The organism is Bradyrhizobium guangdongense, assembly GCF_006483445.1.
GTDB lineage: Bacteria > Pseudomonadota > Alphaproteobacteria > Rhizobiales > Xanthobacteraceae > Bradyrhizobium > Bradyrhizobium guangdongense_A.
Genome location: NZ_PPPT01000121.1, coordinates 1 through 25,623 on the forward strand (window position 1 = coordinate 1; position 25,623 = coordinate 25,623).

A 25,623-nucleotide genomic window follows, 5' to 3' on the forward strand; every position below is an offset into this window, starting at 1 on the left:
GGTGGTCGCATCGCTGCCGCCGAATTCATGAACGAGCCGACATTCGCGGCGTGGAACGGTGCGCCGCCAGGATATGATGCGGCCGCCTACGGTCGCGACTTCAGGATCTTTCGCGACTGGATCAAGCAAGCCTCGCCGGAGACGCTGATCCTCGGCCCCGGCTCCGGTGGTGACCCACCCACGCCGCCAGAGTCGGGCCTCAACACGCGCGCGCTGCTCGCCGCATCCGGCACCGGCGTCGATCGCTTCTCCTATCATCATTACTACACGCTCTCGCCCCGCTGCGGCGTTCACGATGATCCCACGCAGGCGCTCACCGAAAACTGGCTGTCGCGCACGGATCAATCTCTCTCCGTCTATCGCGCGCTGCGCGACGCGTTCGAGCCTGGCAAGGCGATCTGGCTGACGGAGACCGCGAACGCCGCCTGCGGCGGCAGCCCATGGGACCCAACATTCCTTGATACGTTCCGCTATCTCGACCAGCTCGGCCGCCTCGCGCGCGCTGGCGTGCAGGTGGTGATGCACAACACGCTGGCCGCGAGCGACTATGGCCTGCTCGACGAAACGGATTTTCGTCCACGGCCGAATTATTGGGGCGCGCTGCTGTGGCGCCGGCTGATGGGCACGACGGTGCTGGACGTGAGCTCGTCCGTCGCCGATCTGCATCTCTATGCGCACTGCCATCCCACTCAGGGCGGCGCGGTGAGCCTGCTCGCCATCAACGCCTCGCGCAAATTATCGCACGCGATGTCGCTTCCGCGCGGCGCACAACGCTACACACTCGATGCGAAAGCGCTCCAGAGCGCGACGGTGCGGCTGAACGGCAAGACGCTGGCGCTCAAGGCCAACGATGAACTGCCCCGCCTCGATGCCAGCGCGGTCCCCGCCGGCAACGTCCGGCTGGCACCCTCCAGCATCACCTTCCTGATGATCCCGACCGCCGCGAACCCGGCTTGCCTCTAGGACCTCAGGCTATCGCGCGCGGTTTCCGGCGCCAGCAGCGTCGAGATGATCGTGATGATCGACAGCCCGATGACATAGACCGACACAGGCCAGGAGGCGCCGGCCCAGGCCAGCAACGCGGTCGCGATCAGCGGCGAGAAGCCGCCGCTCAGCGCCGCCGCGACATTGGCCCCGAGCGAGGCGCCGCTGTAGCGCACCTGCGTGCGGAACAGCTCCGGCATGAACGCCGCCTTGGGTCCGAACAGCAGCGCGTGCGTCAGCGTCATGGTGACGACCAGTGCCAGCGTAATCAGCCCGGGCTCCCTGGTGTCGAGGAACCAGAACAGTGGAAACGCCAGCGCCACCGAGAACACGCCGCCGGCGAGATACAGCGCCTTACGTCCGAAAATATCGGACAGCCAGCCGGCGAGCGGCAAGGTCGCGAACTCGACGATGGCGGCATAGACGACGGCGTCGAGGATCACCTGCCGCGGCAGGCCGAGTTTTGTGGTGGCGTAGATGACGGTGAACACGGTCAAGAGATAAGCAAGCCCGACCTCGGACACTGTGATGCCGATCGCGAGCAGGAAGCTGCGCCAGTCGCGCCGCAGCACTTCCAGAACCGGCTGCGCCAGCACCTCCTTGCGCTCCACCACCTCCTTGAAATGCGGCGTCTCCGCAAGCTTGAGGCGCACGATGAAGCCGACGCCGACCAGCAGGATGCTGATCAGGAACGGCACACGCCAGCCCCAGCTCAGGAAGTCAGCCTCGGGCAGTTTCGTCATCAGGCCAAAGATACCGGTGGAGGCAGCGACGCCGACGGGGAAACCGATCTGCACCAGGCTGCCATAGAAGCCGCGGCGATTGCCGGCGTGCTCGATCACCATCACGACCGCGCCGCTCCATTCGCCGCCGAGCCCGATGCCCTGCACGAAGCGCAAGGCAACCAGCAGGATCGGCGCCCATATGCCGATCTGGTTGTAAGTCGGCAGGCAACCGATCAGGAAGGTGCCGAGCCCCATCGCGATCATGGTCGCGACCAGCATCGTCTTGCGCCCGAGCCGGTCGCCGTAATGGCCGATGATGGCGCCGCCGATCGGCCGCGCCACGAATCCGACGGCATAGGTGGAGATCGACACGATCATGCCGACCACGGGATCGAAGCTCGGGAAGAACAGCTTGTTGAACACGAGCGCCGCGGCGGTGCCGTAGATCAGGAAGTCGTACCACTCGATCGCGGTGCCGAGCGCGCTTGCCCAGACGACATGCGCCGTCGTCGATTTCTCCGTTGCGGTGGAGACCCCCGATAATGCCGTCATGCGACCTGCCCCAGAATTCCCAGGGGCATCATGGACGACCCGTTTCTGGCTTGCAACCTGTCCTTGTATTGCAATCCCCATCTAGGTGTCGCTGCCATTCTCTCCGTCATTGCGAGCCAGCGAAGCAATCCAGACTGTCTCCGCGGAGGGATTCTGGATTGCTTCGCGGAGCCTGTCATCGGGCCGCGCTTCGCGCGGACCCGTTGGCTCGCAATGACACATCAGCTGCAACATTGCGCCCGAGCACCACGGTATGGACGAGCCGAACAGACAGGATATGATGGCGCAAAAAGCAAGCTGCGGGAGGATAACAATGACTGACAGCGCCCGTGGCACGGACGATGTTTACGCGTGCGATGTGCTCGTGGCAGGCTCCGGCGCCTCGGGCATGGCGGCGGCAATCACTGCCCGTGCCCGCGGGCTGAACGTCCTCATCGTCGAGAAAGAGCCGCGCTTCGGCGGCACCACCGCCCGCTCCGGCGGCTGGCTCTGGATCCCCGGCACCTCGCTCGCCCGCGCCTATGGCATCATTGAGACGCCGGACCAGGCGCGCACTTATTTGCGGCACGAGGCCGGCAACAATTACGACGCCGCGCGCGTCGATGCCTTCCTCGAAGCCGGCCCCGAGGCCGTCGACTTCTTCCTCAGCAAGACCGCGCTGCGTTTCGACATGCCGCTGGTCTTTCCAGACTATCATGCGGAGGCGCCCGGCGGCACGCAGGGCGGCCGCTCCATGGTCGCACGCCCCTTTGACGGGCGGGAGCTCGGCGACCACATCAAGACGCTCGGCATGCCGCTGCCGGAATTGACCGTGTTCGGCATGATGCTCGGCAGCGGCAAGGACATCGTCCACTTCATGCGCGCGACGAAGTCGCTGACCTCGGCGGTCTATGTCGCCAAGCGGCTGTCGCGGCATCTGATGGACGTGTTGCGCCATGGCCGCGGCATGACGCTCACCAACGGCAACGCGCTGGCCGGGAGGCTGGCGAAGTCGGCGCTCGACCTCAATATTCCCTTGTGGCTGTCCTCGCCTGTGCACGAGCTGATCGTCGAGAACGGCGCGGTGAAGGGTGCGGTCGTCGAGCGCGAAGGACGCACCATCCGCGTCAACGCGAAGCGCGGAGTCGTGCTCGCCTGCGGCGGCTTCCCGCACGACGTCGCACGTCGCAAAAAGATGTTTCCGCACGCGCCGACCGGCGCCGAGCACTACTCGCCGGGACCGACGGGCAATACCGGCGACGGCCTTCGCCTCGCCGAAACCGCCGGCGGCCACATCGAGGATCGCCTGCCGAACGCGGCGGCGTGGGTGCCTGTTTCGGTGACGCAGCGCAAGGACGGCTCGCGCGGGGTAATGCCGCACTTCATCGACCGCGCAAAGCCCGGCGTCATCGCCGTAATGCGCGACGGCCGGCGCTTTGCCAATGAAGGCAACTCCTATCACGATTTCGTCCAGGCCATGGTCAAGGCAGCCAAACCCGGCGAAGAGATCGCGGCGTATCTCGTCTGCGATCACACAACGCTGCGCAAGTATGGCCTCGGCTGCGTGCCGCCGTTCCCGATGCCAACAGGCCATCACCTCAACACCGGCTACCTCATGCGCGGCGATACGCTGGAAGCGCTCGCGGCCAAGGCCGGCATCGATGCCGGGGGGTTTGCCGAGACTGTCGCGCAATTCAACGCCGGCGCGGCTCAAGGCCAGGACGCAGCATTCGGCAAGGGCTCAAAGGCCTATAACCGCTACCAGGGCGATGCCCTGCACGGCCCGAACCCCTGCGTGGCGCCGCTCGAAAATGGCCCGTTCTACGCGATCAAAATGGTGATCGGCGATCTCGGCACCTATGCCGGCATCGTCACCGACGCCAATGCCCGCGCGCTCGACGCGGAGGGCCGCGTCATTCCCGGCCTCTACGCGGCAGGTAACGACATGGCGAGCATCATGGGCGGCAACTACCCCGGCGCCGGCATCACGCTCGGGCCTGCCTTGACGTTTGGCTACATCGCCGGGCGACATCTGGCTGACAGTGCCGCGGAGGGCAGCGGCGCGATGCGGGCGGCGGAGTAAACTGTCGTCCTGGCGAAAGCCAGGACCCATTACCACCGAGCTCGATTGCGGCGTGACGCCGTGGCTACGAATGCTTCCAACAACCTGCATCAGGGGTAATGGGTCCTGGCTTTCGCCAGGACGACACCGAACACGGTGCAGCCCCGTGCTCTCACTTCTCCTTCACCGGCACGGTGTAATTCAGAATCAACCGCCCGCCGTCCGGATAGATCGTCTGCCCCGTAATGTACGACGCATCGTCACTGGCGAGGAACGCCACCACGGAAGCCACTTCGCTCGGCTCGCCGCCACGGCCGATCGGGGTGCGCGACATCACGGTCTTGCGGGCATCTTCGGACGTGTAGATGGACGACGCGACCATGTCGGTCAGAATCGTGCCGGGCCCGACCGCGACGACGCGGATGTTGTGCGGAGCGAGCGCGACCGCAGCAACCGACGTCAACTGCTTCATGCCGCCCTTGGACATCGCGTAGGTCGCGAGCGACGGGATCGCCAGCAGCGCGTTCACCGAGGACATGTTGATGATGACGCCGCCGCCGCCCTGCGCGATCATCTGTTTTGCGGCCGCCTGCACGCCGAAAAACGCGCCCTTCAGGTTGATGCCGATGATGTCGTCAAAATCCTTCTCGGATATCTCGAGGATGTCCTGGTTGCGCGCGACGCCGGCATTGTTGACCATGATGTCGAGCCGGCCGAATTCGCGGACCGCGGTTGTGATGACGCGGTCGATGTCGGCGCGCCGCGCCACGTGGCAGTGCACGGCCTGGAGGTCCTTTGGACGCCCGAGCTCGGCAACGGTCTTCTCGAGCGCGTCGTTGTCGACGTCAGAGATCACCACCTTGACGCCGTCGTTGAGCAAACGCTCGGCGCAAGCCCTGCCGATGCCGCGCGCCGCACCCGTAATGGCTGCGACCTTGCCGGATAGTTTCATGGACGTCCTCCATCGTAGCTTGCAACAGACCAATCACAGGAAGCGCTGCGGCGCGAATGGTTCTAGCGGAATCTCCGGCGTCTTGCCGCTCACGAGCTGTGCGACCAATCGCCCGGTGCGGGCCGAGCCGACCAGGCCGACATGGCCGTGCCCGAAGGCATAGACGATGTCGCGCGAGGCGCGGGAATAGCCGATGCAGGGCCGCCCGTCCGGCATGCTTGGACGGTGCCCCATCCACATCTTGATGCGCGAGGCCGGAATGTTTTTCGGAAGCTTCGGAAACATGTTGACCAAATAATCGCGGAGAATCTCGGCGCGCTTCCAGTTCGGCGCGGCATCCAACCCGCCGATCTCGACCGTGCCGGCAGCGCGCAAGCCCTTGTTGGTCCAGTTCACCACCATCTTGGCGTCCGACACCATCATCGAATTGCGCGGGCCTGTTTCCGGATTCTCGATCATGACGTGATAGCCGCGCTCGGTCTCCAGCGGCAGCGCATCGCCGACGGACGCCGTCAGTAGCTTCGAGCGCGCGCCGGCTGCGACCACCGCCGCATCGCAAGGGACCTCACCGGTCTCGGTGACGACGGCGACGAGCTTGTTGCCGTCAAGCCTGAGGCCGGTCGCCTTGGCGCGCACGAACTCCGCACCACTGGCCTGCGCATGCGCGGCGAGCGCCGCAACATAGGCGCCGGGATCGCGGCAGCGCCCCGCCTCCTCCACGACCACGCCAAACGTGTAGCGCGGATCGAGCTCGGGCTCGCGCTGGCGCATCTCGTCGGCATTGAGCTCCAGCCATTCGATGCCGACGCGCTTGCGGATGCGCCAGCCGAGATCGCCGTCGAAATTAACGCGCGACGGGAAGACGTGCATCACGCCGTTGCGCTCGACCAAATCGGGGACGCCAGCCTCTTCCGCGAGCTTGCGGTGCAGGAGAGGCGCATCCTTCAGGAGCGCGCGCATCGCGATCGCCGTTGTCTCGATCTTCGCCTCGGTCCAGCCGGCGAGCAGATATTTGATCAGCCAGGGCAGCGCTTTCGGCAAGTAAGACCAGCGGATCGCGAGTGGCCCGAGCGGATCGAGCAGATAACCCGGCACCTTTTTCCAGATGCCGGGCTCGGCCGGCGGGATCACCGAATGCGAGGACAGCCAGCCGGCATTGCCATAGCTCGCCGCCTGCTCGCCACCGGGCTCGCCCGGATCGATCAGCGTGACGCGATGGCCCTCGCGCAGCGCCTCGATGGCGCTGATGACGCCGATCGCGCCTGCACCGATGATCGCGACGTGGCGGCCCATCAGTGCGCTTTCTCGCCCGGGACAAAGTCCTTGCCAACCGACATCGCGCGGGGATCGATCAGGCAATGCAGGATCGACGGCTTGCCGGAGGCCAGCGCGCGCTCGAAGGCCGGCGCAAAATCTTCGGTCCGTTCGACCCGCTCGCCATGTCCGCCAAAGGCTTTTGCGTACATCGCAAAGTCCGGGTTCTTGAGCTGGGTGCCGACGACCCGGCCGGGATAATCGCGCTCCTGGTGCATGCGGATGGTGCCGTATTGCGCGTTGTCGATCACGACGACGATCAGCGCCGCATCATATTGCACGGCGGTCGCAAATTCCTGCCCGTTCATCAGGAAGCAGCCGTCGCCGGCAAAGGCCACGACGACACGGTCAGGATATTGCCGCTTTGCCAGCACGCCGGCCGGCACGCCGTAGCCCATCGAGCCCGAGGTCGGCGCAAGCTGCGATGCAAAGGCGTGGAAGCGGTGATGGCGATGCAGCCAGCCGGCATAATTGCCGGCACCGTTGCAGACGATCGCATCCTTCGGCAGGCGATCGCGCAGCCATGTCACGACCTTGCCGTACTGGAACGCGCCCGGCAGCTCGCGCGCGGCCTCCGTCCATTCCAGATAATCCTTGTGCGCCTTGGCCGCCTCACCCTTCCAGGCGGGCGTGCCTGACGGCTTCAGCGTCTCGACCGCGGCAGCGAATGCCGCCGGCGTCGCCTGGATCGCCAGCGCTGGCTGGTAGATGCGGCCGAGCTCGTCGGAGCCGGGATGCACATGGATCAGCTTCTGGCTCGGCACCGGAATATCGAGCAGCGTGTAGGACGAGGACGGCATCTCCGACATGCGGCCGCCGATCAGCAGAAGGACGTCGGCGCCGGTGATGCGCGCCTTGAGGCCCGGGCTCGGGCCGATGCCGAGATCGCCGGCATAGTGCGAATGATCGGCGTCGATCAGCGACGCCCGGCGGAACGAGGTTGCGACCGGCAGGTCGAAACGCTCGGCGAAACGCGCGATGCCCTTGGCGGCGTCGGCGGTCCAACCCGAACCACCGAGCACGACCAGCGGCGCCTTGGCGCCGGCCAGCATCGCACCGAGACGCTCGATATCGTCAGGCGCGGGCCAGCTCGCGGCCGGCTCGACGCGCGGGGCATCGGCAACGGCCGCGGTCTCGGTCAGCATGTTCTCCGGCAGCGCGATCACGACCGGCCCCGGGCGACCCTGCAGCGCGATGCGAAACGCGCGCGCCACCAGTTCCGGAATGCGGTCGGGCCGGTCGATCTCGACCGCCCATTTCGCCATGGTGCCGAACACCGCCTTGTAGTCGAGTTCCTGAAAGGCCTCGCGCTCGCGCATGCCGGTGTCGACCTGGCCGACGAACAGGATCATCGGGGTGGAATCCTGCATCGCGATGTGGACGCCATGGCTTGCATTGGTCGCGCCGGGGCCGCGGGTGACGAAGCAGATCCCCGGACGGCCCGTCAGCTTGCCATAGGCCTCCGCCATCATCGCCGCCCCGCCCTCGGCGCGGCAGATCATGACGTCGATCGGGCTGTCATGCAGCGCATCCAGCGCCGCCAGATAGCTTTCGCCGGGCACGCAAGTCACCCGCTCCACCCCTTGCGCGACGAGCTGGTCGATCAGGATCTGGCCCCCGGTGCGGGTGTTGCGGATGGTCATGACGGCTCCCTGCAAGGCTTTTGCGGCGCATCAGACGGCGTCGCGAAATTCGGTCGGGGGTGGCGTAGGACAGGCGGAAAAACCGCGCAAGACCGAAAGGATTCAGGGCAGCGTTGCGCCTCGATGGCGCCCACGCGCCCGGATGGCAGTTCTACTGTGCATGGGGTTGTTTTCGACGTTGTTTTGGAGCCGGCCGCCGGCCGGCCTCAACCCGCCTTTTTCTGCCGTGCGCTCGCCACCAGGACCAGCATGAACGAGGCCGCGGTCATCAGCGTCGAGATCGCCGCGATGGTCGGATCGATCTCGTCGCGCAGCGCCGTGAACATCCGCTTGGTCAGCGGCTGGTACTGCCCGCCGGAGATGAACAGGGCGATGATGGTTTCGTCCATCGCCGAGATGAACGCGAAGATGCCGCCGGTCATGACGCTGGACTTGATCTGCGGCAGCGTCACCGCAAAGAAGCTGCGCAGGCGGTTCATGCCGAGGCTGCGCGCGACCATCTCTTGGGCCGGATCGAAGCTCTGCAGGCCCGCCAGCACCGAGATCACCACGTAAGGCAGGCCCAGCATCACATTGGCGAGCACGAGGCCGGGCATGGTGGCGACGAGGCCGACCCTGACATAGACGAAGTAGATACCGACCGCGGTGATGATGATGGGCACCACCAGCGGCAGCAGCAGCGTCATGTGGACGAAACGCATGATACGCAACTTCGACTGGCTGATCGCATAGGCGGCGGCGACGCCGAGCGGGGTCGCGATGATCACGGTGAAGATTGCGACCGTCAGGGTCACGCGCGTCGCCTGCATCCAGGCCGGATTGGAAAAGAACTGTTGGTACCATCGCAACGACAGCGACGGCGGCGGGAAGGTCAGGAACCGGGCGCTGGAGAACGAGATCGGCACGATGATCAGCACCGGCAGGATCAGAAAGATCAGCACCAGCGCACAGGTCGCGATCAGGGCAATCCGGCCGGGCGAGATCGTTCTCATTTCTGCCCCAACACGCGATCGAGCGAGATGAAGCGGCTGACCACGAAGAAGATCGCGAGCACGCTGAGCAGCAGCACCACGGCGACGGCGCTGGCCGCGCCGAACTGGTTGTAGAGCTCGACATTGCGGCTCACCAGCATCGACACCATCACGGTGCGGCCGCCGCCGAGCAGTTCGGGCGTGATGTAGAAGCCGAGGCAGAGCACGAACACCATGGTGCAGCCGGCGAGCACGCCCGGCAGCGACAGCGGCAGGAAGATGCGGAGGAAGGCGTGCGTAGGACCCGCGCCGAGACTGGCGCCGGCCTGCATCAGGTCGCCCGGGATCTTCTGCATGGTCGCATAGAGCGGCAGCACCATGAAAGGCAGCAGGATGTGGACAGTCGCAACCACCGTGCCAAAGGTGTTGTGCACGAGCGCGAGCGGCTCGCCGATCACGTCGAGATAGCGCAAAAACTGGTTGATCACGCCGGTCCGCTGCAACAGCGCCAGCCAGGCATAGGCGCGCACCAGCACGCTGGTCCAGAACGGCAGCACGACCAGCGCGAGGATGAGGACGCTCCAGCCGCGCGGCACCGCGTTGGCGAGATAGGCGACGGGATAGCCGAGCAGCAGCGCCAGAACCGTGACCAGAAGGCTGATCTCGAAGGTCAGCGCGAAGCTGCGCCAATAGATGTCCTCGGTCACGATGCGGCGGTAGTTCTCCAGCGTGAACCCGTCGTGATAGATCGACTGCCAGACGAGCCAGCCGACCGGCAACACGATCAGAGCCAGGATCACGAGCAGCGCCGGCGACACCAGCGCCAGCATCAGGCCGTCTTCACGGCGCTGATGGCGGAGGGAGGGATCTGATGCCGGTGTCGCCAAATTTGTTGCTCGCTTCTTACTTCTGCATGAACGCGGCCCAGCGCTTCTCGGCGGCCTCGCCCTGCGGCGACGACCACCAGGCGTAGGACATCAGCGCCTGCTTCGCCGCATTCGCCGGCTCACTCGGCAATTGCGCCGCGCGCTCCGCCTTGATCACGTTGGTCTCGAACGCCTTCGGGTTGCCGGGGCCGTAGTCGATGTGCAGCGGCAGATTGGCCTGATGCACGGGATCGACGGCCTCGTTGAGGAATTTCACTGCGGTATCCATGTTCGGCGCACCCTTGAGAATGCACAGCGAGGTGCTCTGCAAGATTCCCTGGTTGTAGGTGAAGGCGACTTTTGCACCCTCCTTCGCCACCGCGCTGACGCGGCCGTTCCAGGCCATCTCCATGTCGACCTCGCCGTCGTTGAGGAGCTGTGCCGATTGTGCGCCGGAAGTCCACCACACCGTGATGTTCGGCTTGATCTCCTCGAGCTTCTTGAAAGCACGGTCGACATCGAGCGGATAGAGCTTGTCGGGCGCAACACCGTCGGCCATCAGGGCCGCCTCCAACGTCGCGATCGGATGATTGCGTAGCGCGCGACGGCCCGGGAATTTCTTCACGTCCCAGAAGTCGGCCCAGCTATTGGGCGCATCCTTCGGGAAGGTCTTCTGGCTGAAGGCGAGTACGCTGGAATAGAATTCGTAGGATACCGAATAGGGACTGCGATAAGCCTCCGGCATCGCCGCCGCGTTCGGGATTTTCGAGAAGTCGAGCTTTTCCATCAGCCCCTGCTCGCCGCCGCGCAGGCAATAGCCGGTCGGGGTATCAACGACATCCCAGATCGGCTTGCCGCTGCCGACCTGCGTCTTGATCGCGGGCCAGGCGTCGGGGATGGAATCCTGGTTGATGGTGATGCCGAGCTTCTTTGCGGAGGGATCGAGGATGGCGACCGTCTGCGCCTGCTGATAGGCGCCACCTTGCGAGACGAAGGTGATCTGCTCCGCGGCACTGGCCGCGCCAGCCAACCCCATCGCCACGATCGACGCGCCCAGCAGCAGATATCCGTATTTCAAGCCCGATATCGTTTTCATTCTGTCCTCCACTCCAGCCATTTGAAATGTCATCGTCCGATCGCGTCCAGAAACTGGTACCAGCCGGCGACCATGCGCACGGCGGGCTCGCGCAACGGATAGAACGGAATTGTCTTGAGCCGGCTTGCATCGAGCAGGCCGACATCGGGGGTCTCGCCACGGGCGAAGGCCGCGAGGTAGCGGCCCATCAGGCTCGACATCGCAACACCGGCGCCGTTGTAGCCCATCGCAAACAGCGTCCGGTCGTCGAGACGGCCGATATGCGGTACCGAGTCCAAGGTCATGCCGACGAGGCCCGACCATGTGAACGCAACCGGGACGTCGGCAAGATCCGGGAAAATGCCGACCATCGCCTTGCGTAGCGCGTCGAAGGCGGGTCCGGAGTCCTGCTTGCCGAAGGCGCCGCGGCCGCCGAAGATGACGCGATTGTCGACCATGCGGAACCAGCGCATCATGCGCTTGGTCTCGGTGTAGGTGCGGCCCGTCGGCATCAGCCTTCCCGCGAGATTGCGCGGCAATCTGTCGGTCGCGATGATGGCGCTGCGGAACGGGATCAGCGTGTGCTGCATGTGGGCGGTCGCGCCCGTCAGGTCCGAATAGCTGTTGGTCGCGATGATCGCCTGCTTCGCGCGCACCGTGCCCTTCGGTGTCTCCGCGACAATGCCGCTACCCTCCCGCCGCAACTTCACGACCGGGGTGCCCTGGTAGATCGCGACGCCGCGCCGCGCGACGCCGTCAGCAAGGCCGCGCACATAGTTGAGCGGGTGGATGCCGCCCGAGCCAGGATTGAGCACGCCGCCGACGAAGACGTCGGAACCGGTTTCGTCGCGTACGCCTTTGGTGTCGAGGATACGGACCTCCGCATCCCCCATCTCACGCTTCATCCAGCCGGCCTCGTCGATCGCGGCCTTCAGCGTCGTCTCGTTATGCGCGGCCTTGACCTGGCCGGTCCGCGTCAGCGCGGCGCTGGCGATGCCGAACTCGGAGACCAGCTCTTCGACGATGTCGGTCGATTCATGCGCGATCTCGTACATACGCTTCGCCATGGCGCGGCCATGTGCGGCATCGATCTCGCGGAACGACAGGCGAAACTTTGCGGTGATGACGCCGCCATTGCGGCCGCTCGCGCCCCAGCCAGGACGATTGGCCTCGAGCACGACGGGCGCGAGCCCGCTTTTGGCGATGTGATGCGCCGCCGACAGGCCGGTATAGCCCGCGCCGATGATGACGACGTCGGCCTGGGTCTCACCAGTGAGGACCGGGAATTCGCGCGCAGGATCGGCCGTGCTCGCCCAGAGCGAGTTGGCCGATGGCCGCGCGGTCCAATCCCCTGTCATGCGCGCATCCATGCCTTAGGCCGCCGCGCCGATCGCGGCGTCCGCAAAGGCTTTCATGGTCGAAAAGTGGAAGTCGGGCTTGGTCAGGTTCGGCACCTCAGGCGTGCCGCCAAAACCGACCATGCCCTGGCGCCGCTCGATCCAGCACACCTTGTAGCCGAGCCGTCGCGCGACCCCGATGTCGTGGTACTGGCTCTGCGCCACGTGCAGGATATCGGACTGCTTGTAACCGAAGGCGGATTGACGCCCCTTGTTGTAGGCGAAGAATTCCGGATCGGGTTTTGCGACGCCGGTATCGTCGGCGCAGACCGTGTCGTCGAAGGGATTGCCCAGTGCATGCGCGTAGCAGGACAGCGCGACGCGGTCGGCATTGGTCATCGCGACCAGCCGGAACTTTGTGCGCAGGCGCTTCAAGGCCTCGATGGAATCGGCGAACGGCGCCCAGCGCAGCACGGCGAGCTGGAACACGTCACAAGAGGCGTCGTCGGCCGGAAGCCCGAGCGCCTTTGCGAGATGACGGTAGACGTGGAACATCACCTCGCTGGAGCGCTCCGGATGCAGGTCGCGGCCGCGCTTGTAGTGGACGAAGATCTGGTCGTCGGAGAGTTCAGCCGGCGATCTGCCCGAGATCTTGCGCACCGCGTTGAGCACGCCGCTCTCGAAATCGATCAGGGTGCCGACGACGTCGAAGGTGAGGACCTTGAAATTGCTGAAAGAGGCTGGAGACGGCATTGGAGGCTTCTTCTCTTTAGTTTCGATGGGGTTGCTTGAGCGGATTCATGCGCCTGCCTTCATGCACTAGCCTTGGGCACGACGATGGTGTCCTCGGGGTGAAGGGTAACGGTGAGGCTGCCGCCCACGGGCGGAATGCGGCGATGCGCCTCGTGATGGCTCGGCTGGCGCAGACTGAGCGCAGTGCCGTCGGCAAGCGCCAGGAAGATGCGCAGGCTCTCGCCCTGATAGACCACGTCGGTGACGGTGCCGGTGAGGCGGTTACGGGCGGCATCATCAGCGCCGTCGTCGATCAAGAGCTTTTCACTGTGTACGGCGAGCATGAGCGCGTCCTCGGCCGGAATGGGGCGGGCGCTGCGCAGCACGGCGTCGCCGAGCGCAACACGACAGGCGTCGACGCGGCGGACCGGAAGCAGCGTGGCTTCGCCGATAAAACTCGCGACAAAGGAGTTCGCGGGGTGATCGTGCAGCCGGGCCGGCTCGTCGATCTGGATCAACCGCCCGTCCTTCATGACCGCAACGCGATCGCTCATGGTCAGCGCTTCGCGCTGGTCATGGGTGACATAGATGATGGTGGCGCCGATGCGCCTGTGCAGCGTGCGCAGCTCGATCTGCATGGATTCGCGCAACTGCTTGTCGAGCGCGGAGAGCGGCTCGTCCATCAGGATCAGCCGCGGCTCAAAGATCATGGCGCGCGCGAGCGCCACGCGCTGGCGCTGGCCGCCGGAGAGCTGCGCGACGCCGCGCGCCTCGTAGCCGGCGAGCCCGACCATGGCGAGCGCGGCGCGCACCTTCTCCGGCCACGCCGCCTTCGGCAGACGCCGCGCGCGCAAGGGAAAGGCGACGTTCTCGCCGACGCTCATATGGGGAAACAGCGCGTAGTTCTGAAACACGACGCCGATGTCGCGCTTGTGCGGCGGCATCCAGGTGACGTCACGGCCGCCGAAGAAGATCGAGCCCGACGACGGCAGGATGAAGCCGCCCAGGATGCCGAGCAGCGTGGTCTTGCCGGAACCGGATGGACCGAGCAGCGAGACGAACTCGCCGGCGCCGACATTGAGCGATACGTCGTCGAGGGCGCGAACCGCGCCGTAAGCCTTGCTTGCGGACCTGATCTCGACGCTTTCCGCTCGTTTGTCCAACGATCGACCTCGCCAAATCTTGCACCGGCGTGCCTCACTGCGCGCCATAAGCTTGCTTTATAGACAGGGATTCGAAGCACTCACGGTCGTAGCGTGCATTGCACCTAATCTTCTCCCGCGAGCCCTGTCTTTAGGCTGTGATGTCGATGACACCAGAGTTGGCAAAACTCGGCAATTGCCAAATTCTCACCAAGCACATAACATCAAGTTATGCCTGAGCTGCGCCGCATGCTGCCTTCCTCGAACGCGCTTTTCGTCTTCGACGCGGCGGCGCGCAATGGCAGCTTCACGGCGGCAGCTGCGGAGCTGAACGTCACGCAGCCCGCGGTGAGCCGGATGCTCGGCCAGTTCGAAGATCATCTCGGCGTCCGCCTGTTCGACCGCAAGGCCGGACGCGCGGTGCTGACCGAAGAGGGCGAACTGCTCTACCGGCGCGTGCTCGACGGGTTTCGCAGCATCGAGACTGGCCTGATCGAGATCGAGCGCCGCCGGAAGGGCACCGAGACGGTGACGCTGTCGGTATCGTCGGCCTTCACCACGCACTGGCTGATGCCGCGCATCGACAAGCTCCAGCGCAGCTTTCCCAATGTCGATCTGCGCTTCCAGCTGATCTCGGGCGCGCTGCGCGGCCCGGTCGAGAATGTCGATCTCGGCATGCGCTTCCGCGACCGCGACGAGCCCTACTCCGGCGGCACGCTGGTCATGAAGGAAGTCATGCTGCCAGTGTGCAGTCCCAGCTATATGAGCGAGGCCGAGCCTACGGAAGGCAACACGATCATCCGGCTTGCCGAAACGCCCGGCGACTGGGCCACGGATTATCCGAGCTTCCTGACCAAACGGTGTGGCCCGGCCAAGTCGCTCAGCTTCAGCGACTATGCGGTGGTGGTGCAGGCCGGCCTGCTCGGCCAGGGCATCGCGCTGGGCTGGCTGACGGTCACCTCGCACTGGTTGCTCACCGGCGCGCTGGTGCCGGCCTCCGACGTGCTCACCACCACGCGCCGCATCTGCGAATTTTTGCCGCCGCGCAACCGGCCAATGCGCCCCATCGCGGCCGAAATCCGAGACTGGATCATCGAGCAGATGCACGGCGAGATCGCGCAAATCGACCGGCTTTATCCGCGCCTGGAACTGATGGACGCCTGCTATTGATGCCGGCGAAAGGTTGTCGCCCTACGCCGACCTGAACCGCAGGTTCGCGCGCGATAGCTGGCTGAGCGACGTGCACCCCATCAGCTTCATATCGCGCTCGAGCTCCGTTCGCAGCAAGCCGAGGGCCCGCTCGACGCCGGGCCGGCCGGCCGCCGCGAGCGGATACAGATAGTATCGCCCGAGGCCCACCGCCTTGGCGCCGAGCGACAACGCCTTGAGGATGTGGGTCGCACGCTGGATGCCGCCGTCCATCATCACGTCGATGCGGCCGCCCACGGCGTCCATGATTTCGGCGAGCTGATCGAAACCCGAACGGGAGCCGTCGAGCTGCCGGCCGCCATGGTTGGACAGGACAATTCCGGCACAGCCGATCTCGACGGCACGGCGCGCATCGTCCGGCGACATGATTCCCTTCAGGCAGAACGGCCCGTTCCAGGTTCGCACCATCTCGGCGACGTCGTCCCAGTTCATCGCGGGGTCCAGCATCTCCGTGAAGTAGCGGCCGATCGACATGGCGCCGCCGCTCATGTCGACGTGGTCCTCCAGCTGCGGCAGCCTGAACTTCTCGTGGGTGACATACTGCACGCCCCACATCGGCTTGATCGCGAACTGGAGCATGCCGGCGAGCGTCAAGCGGAAGGGAATGCTGAAACCCGTGCGCAGATCGCGCTCACGATTGCCCCCGGTGATGCTGTCGACCGTCAGCATCATCACCTCTACGCCGGCCTCCTTGGCGCGCTGCATCATGGCGCGATTGAGACCCCGATCCCTGTGGAAGTAGAACTGATAGACCTGCGGCGTGTCGTGGGTCTTGCGCAATTCCTCGAGGCTGACCGTGCCGAGCGAGGAGACACCGAACATGGTGCCATATTTCGCCGCGGCCGCGGCAACGGCGCGCTCGCCTTCGTGGTGAAACAGGCGCTGCAAGGCGGTCGGCGAGCAGTAGAACGGCAGCGCCAGCTTCTGGCCCATGACCGTGACCGAGAGATCGACCTGCTGCACCCCGCGCAACACGTTGGGCACGAGGTCGCAATGCTCGAAACTCGCCGTGTTGCGGCGATGGCTGGTCTCGTCGTCGGCCCCACCATCGATATAGTCGAAGATCGGCCCCGGCAGCCGGCGGCGCGCCAGCCGCCGGAAGTCGTGGAAGTTGTGACATTGTGCGAGGCGCATCTGTTGCCTCCCTCTCAGGGCACCAGGAGCTTCAGCGGCCAGACATAGGCCTGCCCCAGCACCAGCAAGCCCACCAGGACGGCGAGCGCAAGGCTGTGGAAGAACACGAAGCGCAGGATGGTGCCCTCGTGACCGTACCATTTGGTCGCGGTGGAGGCGACGACAATGCTCTGCGCATCAATCATCTTGCCCATCACACCGCCCGAGCTGTTGGCAGCCGCCATCAGCACCGGGCTGACGCCGATCTGCTCGGCACTGATGCGCTGCAGTCCGCCGAACAGCACGTTCGACGACGTATCCGATCCCGTCAGCGCGACGCCCAGCCAGCCGATCAGCGCGCCGAACAACGGATACAGCGATCCGGTCTTGGCAAAGGCGAGACCGAGGGTGGCGTCCGTGCCGGAGTAACGGGTGACGAAACCGAGCGCGAGCATGCAGGCGATGGTCGCCAGCGAATAGCGTGTCAGATGCAGCGTGCGTACGTACATCCGGACCAGGCCCATGGGGCCGTAGCCGACCAGCAGTCCCGAGATGATCGCCGACAACAGGATGCCGGTGCCGGCCGCCGAGAGCAGGTTGACGACGTAGACTGCACCTTCGGCGACGGGCTTCGCCACGACCGGCGGCGCCTTCTGGACGAGGTTATGCAGGCCGATGACGGGGAATTTTGCAACCCAGATGCTGTCGAGCCAGGCCTTCACCTGCGGCGTCCCCCAGGCAAAGACAAAGGCGGAGAAGATGAACCACGGCATCCACGCCTTTGCGACCGCCGCCTTCGTAGCCTTGCCAACCGGCGCATCGCTCGTCTGCGGCGCGCCATAGCGGGCGGGCATCTCCTTCATCGTGTTCACCGGCCGCCAGATCTGCAAGAACAGCGCAAGGCTTGCCATCGAGACCACGGCGGCGATCACGTCGACCAGCCACGGGCCGTGGAAGTTCGAGACCAGATATTGCGGAACGGCGAACGAGACGCCTGCAACCAGGATCGCCGGCCAGATCTCGAGCATGCGCCGGAAACCGACGAAGGCCCAGATCAGCCAGAACGGCACCAGCAGCGAAAAGAACGGCAATTGCCGGCCGATCATCGCGCTCAACTCCAGCAGGTCGAGCCCAGTCACCGCGCTGAGCGCAATCACCGGCGTTCCGAGCGCCCCATAGGCGACAGGCGCGGTGTTGGCGATCAAGGACAGGCCGGATGCGGCGAGCGGGGAAAAGCCAAGGCCGATGAGCATGGCGGCGGTGACCGCAACCGGCGTGCCGAACCCGGCTGCGCCTTCGAAGAACGCGCCCAGCGAAAACGCGATGAACAGGAGCTGGAGCCGGCGATCGTCGCTGATCGAGCTGATCGAGCGCTGGAGCACGGCGAACTCGCCCTTCTCGTTCAGGAGCTGGTAGAGGAAGATGATGTTGATGATGATCCAGCCGATCGGCAGAAGTCCAAAGCCGGCCCCGTAGACCGCTGCCATTGCGGCCATCGGCGCCGGCATGCCGAAGGCAAAGATGGCGACGCCGAGCGCTGTCGCGAGGCCGATTGCCGCCGCCCAGTGTGCCTTGATCTCGAAGACCGCAATCGCGCTCAACAGGACAATGACCGGAATCGCCGCCGCAGCGGTCGACAGCCACGCATTATTGAAGGGGTCGTAAACCTGGGTCCACGTCACAGAAATTCTCCTCACGTTTCCTCGGACGCCGCCGCGTTGAACCGCGATCTTGGGCATATCCACTATCCATTTTCATATCTGGTAAAATAATTTTACCATCACTGTCAATTGGGCAATATATTTCGTGATGCGTCGACCTCGGAGAGCCTGCTTGACCGGAGCCGTCAAAGCGCCATAGTCAGGACGAATCCGCACGCCCGGCCAAAGAGATAGGTGCCGCCTTGAGCAACGTCCTACGCACACCGAAGGTCGCGGAAGCGATGGCCGATCACATCGAAAAGCTCATCCTGGAAGGCGTGTTGCGGCCCGGCGAGAAGCTGGCGGCCGAGCGCGAACTCGCAGAGAAGCTGGAAATCTCGCGACCCTCGCTGCGCGAGGCGTTGCAGATTCTGGAAAAGCGCGGCCTGCTGGTCACCAGCCGCTCCGGGACGTTCGTGGCTCAATTCCTCTCGCCGCTGTTGCGGCCGCTCGCCACGCTGTTGCAGGACAAGCCGCGCGTCACCGCCGACTATTTCGAATTTCGCCGGATTCAGGAGGCACATGCTGCGCGGTTGGCCGCCTTGCGCGCCACCGACCTCGATCGCCAGGCGATCCGGCACTGCGCCGACCGGATGCAGAAGGCTCACAAGCTCGAAGATCCGACGCAGGAAGGCGACGCCGACGTCGATCTCCACCTCCTGGTCTACGAGGCGAGCCACAACGTGGTCCTGCTCCACGTCATGCGCGCGCTCGCCGACCTCTTGCGGAACAACATTTTCTACAGCCGTGCACAGCTCTACTTGCGCGACGGCGTCCGTGACCAGTTGCTCGGGCAGCACCTCGCGCTCGCGAACGCCGTGATTGCGGGCAAGGCCAAGGAGGCCGAGGCGGCAGCGGCTGAACACATCCGCTTCACCTTCGAGACGGTCGAGGAGATCAGGCGCGACAGCGCTCGACTGGAGACGTCACTCAGCCGGGTGAACCGGAGCGATTTTCTCGCCTGATTGCCTCCGAGGATCGGCGTCCTATCGATGCTCGATCGCGCGGATCGCGCCTCGGAGTTCGGCGAGGCCGCGCAGGCGGCCGATCGCGGTGTAGCCGGGATTGGTGCGTTTGGTCGCGGCGAGGTCGTCGAGCATGCGGTGGCCGTGATCGGGGCGGAACACGATTTTCTTGTCCGGCGAACGCCGCGCATTCTCCTTCAAAAGCGCCTTGAGCACCGCGATCATGTCGACGTCGCCGTCGAGATGATCGGACTCGTAGAACGACAGGCTGTCGGCCTCACGCTTGGTTGCGCGCAGATGCGCAAACGCGATGCGCGGGCCAAAACGTTCGGCCATATCAGGCAGATCGTTGTCGGCGCGGACGCCGAGCGACCCCGTGCATAGGCAGATGCCGTTCGCTTTTGACGGCACGGCATCGAACAGCGCCTGATAGTCGTCGGCGGTGGAGGCGACGCGCGGCAGGCCGAACAACGGCCGCGGCGGATCGTCGGGATGCAGCGTCAGCGATACGCCGAGCTGTTCGGCGACCGGCGCGACCCGGCCCAGGAACTCCGCGAGATGCTGCCGCAAAATCTTTGGCGTGATGTCGCGATAAGTCTCGAGGCGATCGCGAAATTGCGGAATCGTCATCGGCTCGGTGGTCGAGCCCGGCAATGCGCTGGCGATGGCCATGACGAGATAGTCGATATCGGCCTGGCTCATCTTGTCGAAGCGCACTTTCGCGCGTGCCTGCTGCTCCGGCGAATAGTCCTGCAGGGCGGTGGGGCGCTTGAGGATGTGCAGCTCGAACGCAGCAAAGCGATCCTGATCGAAGCGCATGGCGCGCGCGCCGTTCGGCAGCTCCCATTCGAGGTCGGTCCGACACCAGTCCACGACCGGCATGAAATTGTAGCAGATGACCTTGATGCCCGCGCTCGCGACCGCTTCCATGCTCGCGATCCAGGCTTCAATTGACCGCGTTGCCTTGGCCCCGAGGCGCTTGACGTCGTCGGGGATCGGAATCGACTCGACGACCGACCACGTCAATTGCGACCGGCCGGGCTGGCTGTGCTCGATAAAATTCTTGCGCTCCTCGATCGCCTTGCGGGTCCAGGCCTCGCCGATCGGCACCTGATGCAGCGCCGACACGATGTCGGTCGCTCCGGCCTGCCTGACATCGTCGAGCGAGACGGGATCGTCGGGCCCGTACCAGCGCCATCCCTCAAGCATCGTTGCGTCTCCCTACTGCGCCGTCAGCACGACCTTGACGCTCTGCGAGCGATCAAGCGCGAGCCGCAGCGCGTCCGGCGCGGTGGCGAGCGGACGCTCGGCCGTCACCAGCGACAGCACGTCGACGCTGCCGTTGGAGATCAGTTCCACCGCGGTCATGAATTCGAAGCCGAAGCGGAACGAGCCGCGGAGATCGATCTCCTTCGCCATCACGGCATTCGCGGGCGTGGGAATCTGTCCGCCCGGCAGATTGCCGATCTGCACCACGGTGCCGCCCCGGCGCACGATACCGATCGCGCTGGCGAGACCCGCGGCGGTGCCCGAAACTTCGAACGCGACGTCATAGGGGCGCGCGGCGGCCTGCGCCTTCAGCCCGTCTTCGCCGCCGGAAACATTCTCGACATGCGAGGCACCGAGCTTTGTCGCGAAAGCAAGCGGCGCCGGTGCGATGTCGGCGACGGTGATGTCGGCCATGCCGGCGCGGTGCGCCGCCAGCATGGTGAGAAGCCCGATTGGGCCTGCGCCAAAGATGATACCGCGCTTGCCGGTGACGTCGCCGGCGCGCGCCACGGCGTGCAGGCAGACAGAGAGCGGCTCGGCGAGCGCTGCCGCCTGGTAGGAGACGTGATCGGGAATCTTCACGCATTGCGCGGGGATGGCATCGAAGTAATTGGCAAAGCCGCCCTGCATGTGCGGGGTCTTCGACGCCGAGCCCATGAAGAAGATGTTTTCGCATAGGTTCGGCCGCCCTTCGCGACAGGCGACGCAATGGCCGCACCAGCGCGACGGATTGACGGCGACGCGGTCGCCGACCTTCAGATTCGGTGCCGCGCCCGCGATCTCCACGACCTCGCCCGATATCTCATGACCGAGCACCAGCGGCGACTTCACCACGAAATCGCCGGTGCGGGCATGGCGGAAATAGTGCATGTCGGAGCCGCAGATGCCGCCGGCGCCGAAGCGGATGCGCACCATGCCGGCTGCGAGCTTGTCGAGCGGATGCTCGATCATGCGGAGGTCTTCGGGGCCGAACAGGGTGGCGGCAAGAGCTACAGATGTCATTTGGACAATCCCATATATTTCGGCAGCCAGAGGGTGAGGTCGGGAATGTAGGTGATGGCGACCAGCGCCAGCAGCAGCGGCACCAGCCAGGGCAGGATCGCCACCGTCGTCCGCTCCACCGAGAGCTTTGCGACGCGGGCGAGAACGAACAGCACCATGCCGAGCGGCGGGTGCAACAGGCCGATCATCAGGTTCAGCGTCATGATCAGGCCGAAGTGGATCGGGTCGATGCCGAGCTTGAGCACGATCGGCAGCAGGATCGGCACCAGAATGGTGATGGCGGCGATGGTGTCGATGAAGCAACCCACGAACAGGATCAGGATGTTCGCGAGCAGCAGGAACACCCATTTGTTGTGGGTGAAGGACAGCATCGCATCCGACAGCGTCTGCGCCGCCTGCGACACCGTCAAGAGCCACGCGAAGATCGAGGCGGCCGTGACGATGAACAGCACGGAGGCCGTCGTCTCGATGGTGTCGAAAGTCGCCTTCGCGACCGTCTTCAAGGTCATGGTGCGGTAGCGCACCAAGCCGAGGAACAGCGACCAGATCACGGCCGCGACGGCCGCTTCCGTCGGCGTGAACCAGCCGAGCGTCATGCCGCCGATCAGGATCACCGGCGCCATCAGCGCCATCACGGCGGAGAAGTCGAAATACCAGTCGATCGCGAGCAGCACGCCGAGGCCGATGGCGACCGCCATGTTGACGGACAGGCCGGCCTGGACAAGCAGCCAGATCGCCATCGGGAAAGCGAGCACGATGACGATCTCGAGGCCGGCCGATCCCAGCTGCGGCCAGGAGAACGGCGTGTCGCTGCCCCATTTGTTCCTGTGCGCGAAATAGGTGACGGTCGCCATCATCAGCAGCGTCATGACCACGCCGGGAATGACGCCGCCGAGAAACAGCGCGCCGATCGAGACGTTGGCCATCATGCCGTAGATGACGAAGGGCAGCGACGGCGGAATGATCGGCCCGAGCGTCGCGGAGGCCGCGGTGACGCCGACCGAGAATTCGGTGGAGTAGCCGTGGTCCTTCATCGCCTTGATCTCGATGGTGCCGAGGCCGGCAGCATCCGCGATCGCGGTGCCGGACATGCCGGAGAAGATCACGGAGCCGATGATGTTGACGTGGCCGAGGCCGCCGCGCATCCAGCCGACCAGCGCGACCGCAAACTTGTAGATGCGCCCCGTCACGCCGGCGATGTTCATGAGATTGCCGGCAAGGATGAAGAAGGGCACGGCGAGCAGCGGAAAGCTCTCGACACCGGCGATCATGCGCTGCGCCAGCGTGACGTCGGGCGTCACGCCGCTGACGAGGATGTAGAGCAGCGACGAGGTCGCCATCGCGAACGCGACCGGCAGGCCCAGCAGCATCAGGATGAGAAAGCCCCCAAGCAACAGCAGCATGGCATCACCCTTCCGTTCCGTCGAAGGCGCCGGGGCGCTCCAGGATCGAGTAGCCGCGCCGCCAGTTCTCGACCGCGACCTGGACCGAACGCCCGAACATCAGCACGAAGCCGAGCAGCGCGGCGTAATAGACGTAGTTCTTCGGGAAATTGATCGTCGTCATCGGCTCGTCGCCGATCACCTTGATGTAGGTCCAGACCAGCTTGATCGCGTAGGCCAGGAACGCGATGCGGATCGCATCGATCGCCGTCGACAGCGCCCGCCCTGCGAGATGGGGCAGGTAGCGATAGACGAGGTCGACCTGGATGTGCCGCGACAGCCGCACGCACATCGACGAGCCGATGAAGACCACGCCGATCAGGCAGTAGGTCGCGATCTCCTCGGTCCAGGCATAGCTGTCGTTGAGGACGTAACGGGTGAAGAACTGGAGGAAGACCGAGAGCGCCATCACCCAGAAGATCGCCAGCGCCACCCAGTCCTCGAACGCGTATTGGCCGAGGTCGACCTTCGGCGTCGCCTCCTCCTCGAAGGTATGGGCGATCTCGTCGGCGGTGATCTGCCGGTGCAGTTCGGCGGTCGACATGTGCTTGCTCTCCAAAGACCTGATCGTCGTTCCGGGGCGACTCGACGGGACCGCGCGTAGCGCAGCCCGGAGAGCCAACCCGGAACCTCGAGATTCAGGGTTCTCGCTTCGCGAGCCCCGGAATGACGGCTACGTCGTTACTTCACCGCCTGGATGCGGTCCCAGTCTGCCTTCCGATAGCCAAAGCTCTCGAACGTGACGTTCTTCAGCACCGTGTCGCGGAACTCGTTCTTGTCGACCTCCGTCACGGTCAGGCCCTTGTCCTTGAAGAAGGCGACAAGCTTGGCCTCGTTCTGCTTGATCTCGCCCGTTGCCTTCGTCGCCGCTTCCTGTGCCACGTCGGTAAAGATCTTCTTGTCCTCGTCGGAGAGCTTCTTCCAGAGCGCGCCGGCGACCACGGTGTTGAGATGGTCGACGATGTGACCGGTGAGCACGATGTGCTTCTGCACTTCGTAGAACTTCTTGGCCTCGATCGTGGTCAGCGGATTTTCCTGCGCCTCGACGGTGCCGTTCTGGAGCGCGAGATAGACTTCCGCAAAGGCGATCGGCGCGGTGTTGGCGCCGCAGGCGCGCGGCATCGCCAGATAGGCCGGCACGTCGGGCACGCGCATCTTCAGGCCCTTCATGTCGGCGCAGGCCTTGATCGGCTTGTTCGACGAGGTGTGGCGCACGCCGTAATAAGTCACCGCGAGGATGTGATGGCCGCTCTTGTCCTCATAGCCTTGCGTGAGCTCCTTGAAGACGTCGCTCTTGGTGTAGGCAAGCAGATGATCGGCGTCGCGGAAGGTGTAGGGATAGTAGGTCACGCCGATCGGCGGATAGCTCTTGGCCGCAAAACTGGAGCCGGAGATGATGATGTCGACCGAGCCGAGCGCGAGGCCCTGGTTGATGTCGGTCTCCTTGCCGAGCTGGGAGGCCGGATAGACGTCGATCTGGTAGCGTCCGTTGGTGCGCTTGCCGATCTCCTGCGCGGCCCAGACCGAGGCGGTGTGGAACGGCTCCGAGGTCTCGTAGACATGGGCCCATTTCAGTTTGGTCTGCGCCATGCCGGGACCCGCAGCCAGCAGCGTGCTCGCCGACACCGCAAATGCAATCGTCATTGTCTTCAACATCGATTTTTCCTCCATCGTTCAAGTCTGCTTCTTGTTCACCCGGTCCATTGAGCCCGGGCCGCCCAACGTCACGGCCGCCGTGGCCTTCCGGCGGCGGCCTGCTTTCCGGATGTCCGCTTTGGACTCGCGGCTCTTGCGACCGATTTCGCCGAACGGCCGCGACCCGCAGCCGGAGCCGCGCCCGTTTCCGCTCCAAAATTCTGAGCAAACCGCTTTTGCGATCTGGCGAGGTGGTCGCGCATCGCATCGCGCGCGCGATCGGGATCGCGGCCTGCGATGGCGTCGCGCACGGCGCGGTGCTCGTCGAGCGCCGCGCGCCAGGACGCGGGGTTCTCGAAATAATGCGCAAGCTGCGCGAAATAGGGATTGAGGCGCTGGTCGAACAGCTCGCCGACGACGCGCACCAGCACGGCATTGCCGAGACAGCCGGCCACCGCGACATGGAACGCGCGGTCATGCACCATCGACAATTCGCCGGGATGCTCGACATTCTCCATCGCGGTGAGGGATGCATCGATCCGCGCGATGTCCTCGCGCTTCGCCACCCGCGCCGCCTGCTCGGCGATCGAACCTTCCAAAAACTCGCGTGCGCGCAACAGCTCGAACGGGCCTTCCATGACGGCCGCGGCAGAAAATGACGGGGCGGCGCCGGCAGGCTCGATGACATAGATGCCGGAGCCGACGCGGATGCGCAGACGGCCCTCGACCTCGAGCGCGATCAGGGCTTCACGCACCGTCGGCCGCGACACCTTCAACTGCTCGGCGAGCTCGCGCTCGGTCGGCAGCCGGCTGCCGACCGCGTACTCGCCGCTGTCGATCAAGGCTCGCAATTGATCGGCGATCTGGCGGTAAAGCCGTCTCGCCTCCACAGCTTCCAGCGGCACGCTGGCCTCCCAGACAAGGGCCGTTTCGGGATCAGTCCCGCCGGCCTGC

The 25,623-nt window shown here is 65.0% G+C and carries 21 protein-coding genes and 1 pseudogene; 4 read left to right on the forward strand and 18 right to left on the reverse strand.

The window, feature by feature from the left end; all coding sequences use genetic code 11:
• Window positions 1-963: pseudogene (locus tag C2U70_RS17735) on the forward strand (hypothetical protein); the annotation flags it as partial.
• Here C2U70_RS17735 and C2U70_RS17740 read toward each other — a convergent pair.
• Window positions 960-2,261 (reverse strand): MFS transporter, encoded by a 1,302-nt coding sequence (locus tag C2U70_RS17740; protein ID WP_140979721.1) that lies wholly within the window; start codon window positions 2,259-2,261, stop codon window positions 960-962. The pseudogene C2U70_RS17735 and the gene C2U70_RS17740 overlap by 4 nt on opposite strands.
• A gap of 313 nt (window positions 2,262-2,574) precedes the next feature.
• Here C2U70_RS17740 and C2U70_RS17745 point away from each other — a divergent pair, with 313 nt between their 5' ends.
• Window positions 2,575-4,323: an FAD-dependent oxidoreductase gene (locus tag C2U70_RS17745; RefSeq protein ID WP_140979722.1), complete on the forward strand. Its 1,749-nt coding sequence runs from the start codon at window positions 2,575-2,577 to the stop codon at window positions 4,321-4,323.
• A 151-nt stretch (window positions 4,324-4,474) separates the two neighbouring features.
• On the opposite strand, the gene C2U70_RS17750 is transcribed toward C2U70_RS17745, so the two are convergent.
• The 9 genes from C2U70_RS17750 to C2U70_RS17790 form a co-directional block, all read right to left on the reverse strand.
• Window positions 4,475-5,254 carry an SDR family NAD(P)-dependent oxidoreductase gene (locus C2U70_RS17750; protein ID WP_140979723.1) on the reverse strand — a complete coding sequence of 260 codons (780 nt, stop codon included), beginning with the start codon at window positions 5,252-5,254 and terminating at the stop codon, window positions 4,475-4,477.
• 33 nt (window positions 5,255-5,287) lie between these two features.
• The gene (locus C2U70_RS17755) at window positions 5,288-6,547 is read right to left on the reverse strand and encodes an NAD(P)/FAD-dependent oxidoreductase (RefSeq protein ID WP_140979724.1); all 1,260 of its coding nucleotides are present in this window, start codon (window positions 6,545-6,547) and stop codon (window positions 5,288-5,290) included.
• Window positions 6,547-8,211, reverse strand: a complete 1,665-nt coding sequence (locus C2U70_RS17760) for a thiamine pyrophosphate-binding protein (protein WP_140979725.1) — start codon at window positions 8,209-8,211, stop codon at window positions 6,547-6,549. Before C2U70_RS17760 ends, C2U70_RS17755 begins: the two co-directional genes overlap by 1 nt.
• Before the next feature lie 206 nt (window positions 8,212-8,417).
• Entirely contained in the window at window positions 8,418-9,203 is a 786-nt protein-coding gene (locus C2U70_RS17765) for an ABC transporter permease (RefSeq protein WP_140979726.1), read from the reverse strand.
• The gene (locus tag C2U70_RS17770) at window positions 9,200-10,012 is read right to left on the reverse strand and encodes an ABC transporter permease (protein ID WP_140979771.1); all 813 of its coding nucleotides are present in this window, start codon (window positions 10,010-10,012) and stop codon (window positions 9,200-9,202) included. Before C2U70_RS17770 ends, C2U70_RS17765 begins: the two co-directional genes overlap by 4 nt.
• A 73-nt stretch (window positions 10,013-10,085) precedes the next feature.
• Window positions 10,086-11,144, reverse strand: coding sequence for an ABC transporter substrate-binding protein (locus C2U70_RS17775; RefSeq protein WP_140979727.1), 1,059 nt, complete (start codon window positions 11,142-11,144; stop codon window positions 10,086-10,088).
• Between the two features lie 29 nt (window positions 11,145-11,173).
• Complete coding sequence (locus tag C2U70_RS17780) at window positions 11,174-12,481, reverse strand: NAD(P)/FAD-dependent oxidoreductase (RefSeq protein WP_186294326.1); 1,308 nt, start codon at window positions 12,479-12,481, stop codon at window positions 11,174-11,176.
• A 15-nt stretch (window positions 12,482-12,496) separates the two neighbouring features.
• A complete protein-coding gene (locus tag C2U70_RS17785; RefSeq protein WP_140979729.1) occupies window positions 12,497-13,213 on the reverse strand; it encodes an HAD family hydrolase in 717 nt (238 codons plus the stop codon).
• A gap of 59 nt (window positions 13,214-13,272) precedes the next feature.
• The gene (locus tag C2U70_RS17790; RefSeq protein ID WP_186294327.1) at window positions 13,273-14,355 is read right to left on the reverse strand and encodes an ABC transporter ATP-binding protein; all 1,083 of its coding nucleotides are present in this window, start codon (window positions 14,353-14,355) and stop codon (window positions 13,273-13,275) included.
• A 210-nt stretch (window positions 14,356-14,565) separates the two neighbouring features.
• Here C2U70_RS17790 and C2U70_RS17795 point away from each other — a divergent pair, with 210 nt between their 5' ends.
• Entirely contained in the window at window positions 14,566-15,504 is a 939-nt protein-coding gene (locus C2U70_RS17795; protein ID WP_140979731.1) for a LysR family transcriptional regulator, read from the forward strand.
• A gap of 21 nt (window positions 15,505-15,525) precedes the next feature.
• Here C2U70_RS17795 and C2U70_RS17800 read toward each other — a convergent pair whose 3' ends face one another.
• Window positions 15,526-16,677 (reverse strand): alpha-hydroxy acid oxidase, encoded by a 1,152-nt coding sequence (locus C2U70_RS17800; protein ID WP_140979732.1) that lies wholly within the window; start codon window positions 16,675-16,677, stop codon window positions 15,526-15,528.
• Between the two features lie 14 nt (window positions 16,678-16,691).
• Window positions 16,692-18,338 carry an L-lactate permease gene (locus C2U70_RS17805; protein WP_140979733.1) on the reverse strand — a complete coding sequence of 549 codons (1,647 nt, stop codon included), beginning with the start codon at window positions 18,336-18,338 and terminating at the stop codon, window positions 16,692-16,694.
• A gap of 221 nt (window positions 18,339-18,559) precedes the next feature.
• Here C2U70_RS17805 and C2U70_RS17810 point away from each other — a divergent pair, with 221 nt between their 5' ends.
• Window positions 18,560-19,321 (forward strand): FCD domain-containing protein, encoded by a 762-nt coding sequence (locus tag C2U70_RS17810; RefSeq protein WP_246666781.1) that lies wholly within the window; start codon window positions 18,560-18,562, stop codon window positions 19,319-19,321.
• Between the two features lie 21 nt (window positions 19,322-19,342).
• On the opposite strand, the gene uxuA is transcribed toward C2U70_RS17810, so the two are convergent.
• The 6 genes from uxuA to C2U70_RS17840 form a co-directional block, all read right to left on the reverse strand.
• Window positions 19,343-20,530, reverse strand: a complete 1,188-nt coding sequence (uxuA, locus tag C2U70_RS17815; RefSeq protein WP_140979734.1) for a mannonate dehydratase — start codon at window positions 20,528-20,530, stop codon at window positions 19,343-19,345.
• Between the two features lie 12 nt (window positions 20,531-20,542).
• Window positions 20,543-21,592, reverse strand: coding sequence for an L-idonate 5-dehydrogenase (locus tag C2U70_RS17820; RefSeq protein WP_140979735.1), 1,050 nt, complete (start codon window positions 21,590-21,592; stop codon window positions 20,543-20,545).
• Window positions 21,589-22,995: a TRAP transporter large permease gene (locus C2U70_RS17825; protein WP_140979736.1), complete on the reverse strand. Its 1,407-nt coding sequence runs from the start codon at window positions 22,993-22,995 to the stop codon at window positions 21,589-21,591. Before C2U70_RS17825 ends, C2U70_RS17820 begins: the two co-directional genes overlap by 4 nt.
• A gap of 4 nt (window positions 22,996-22,999) precedes the next feature.
• Window positions 23,000-23,578, reverse strand: a complete 579-nt coding sequence (locus tag C2U70_RS17830; RefSeq protein WP_140979737.1) for a TRAP transporter small permease — start codon at window positions 23,576-23,578, stop codon at window positions 23,000-23,002.
• A gap of 137 nt (window positions 23,579-23,715) precedes the next feature.
• Window positions 23,716-24,690 carry a sialic acid TRAP transporter substrate-binding protein SiaP gene (locus C2U70_RS17835; RefSeq protein ID WP_186294328.1) on the reverse strand — a complete coding sequence of 325 codons (975 nt, stop codon included), beginning with the start codon at window positions 24,688-24,690 and terminating at the stop codon, window positions 23,716-23,718.
• A gap of 68 nt (window positions 24,691-24,758) precedes the next feature.
• The gene (locus C2U70_RS17840; RefSeq protein WP_140979739.1) at window positions 24,759-25,574 is read right to left on the reverse strand and encodes a FadR/GntR family transcriptional regulator; all 816 of its coding nucleotides are present in this window, start codon (window positions 25,572-25,574) and stop codon (window positions 24,759-24,761) included.
• Between the last annotated feature and the right edge of the window lie 49 nt (window positions 25,575-25,623).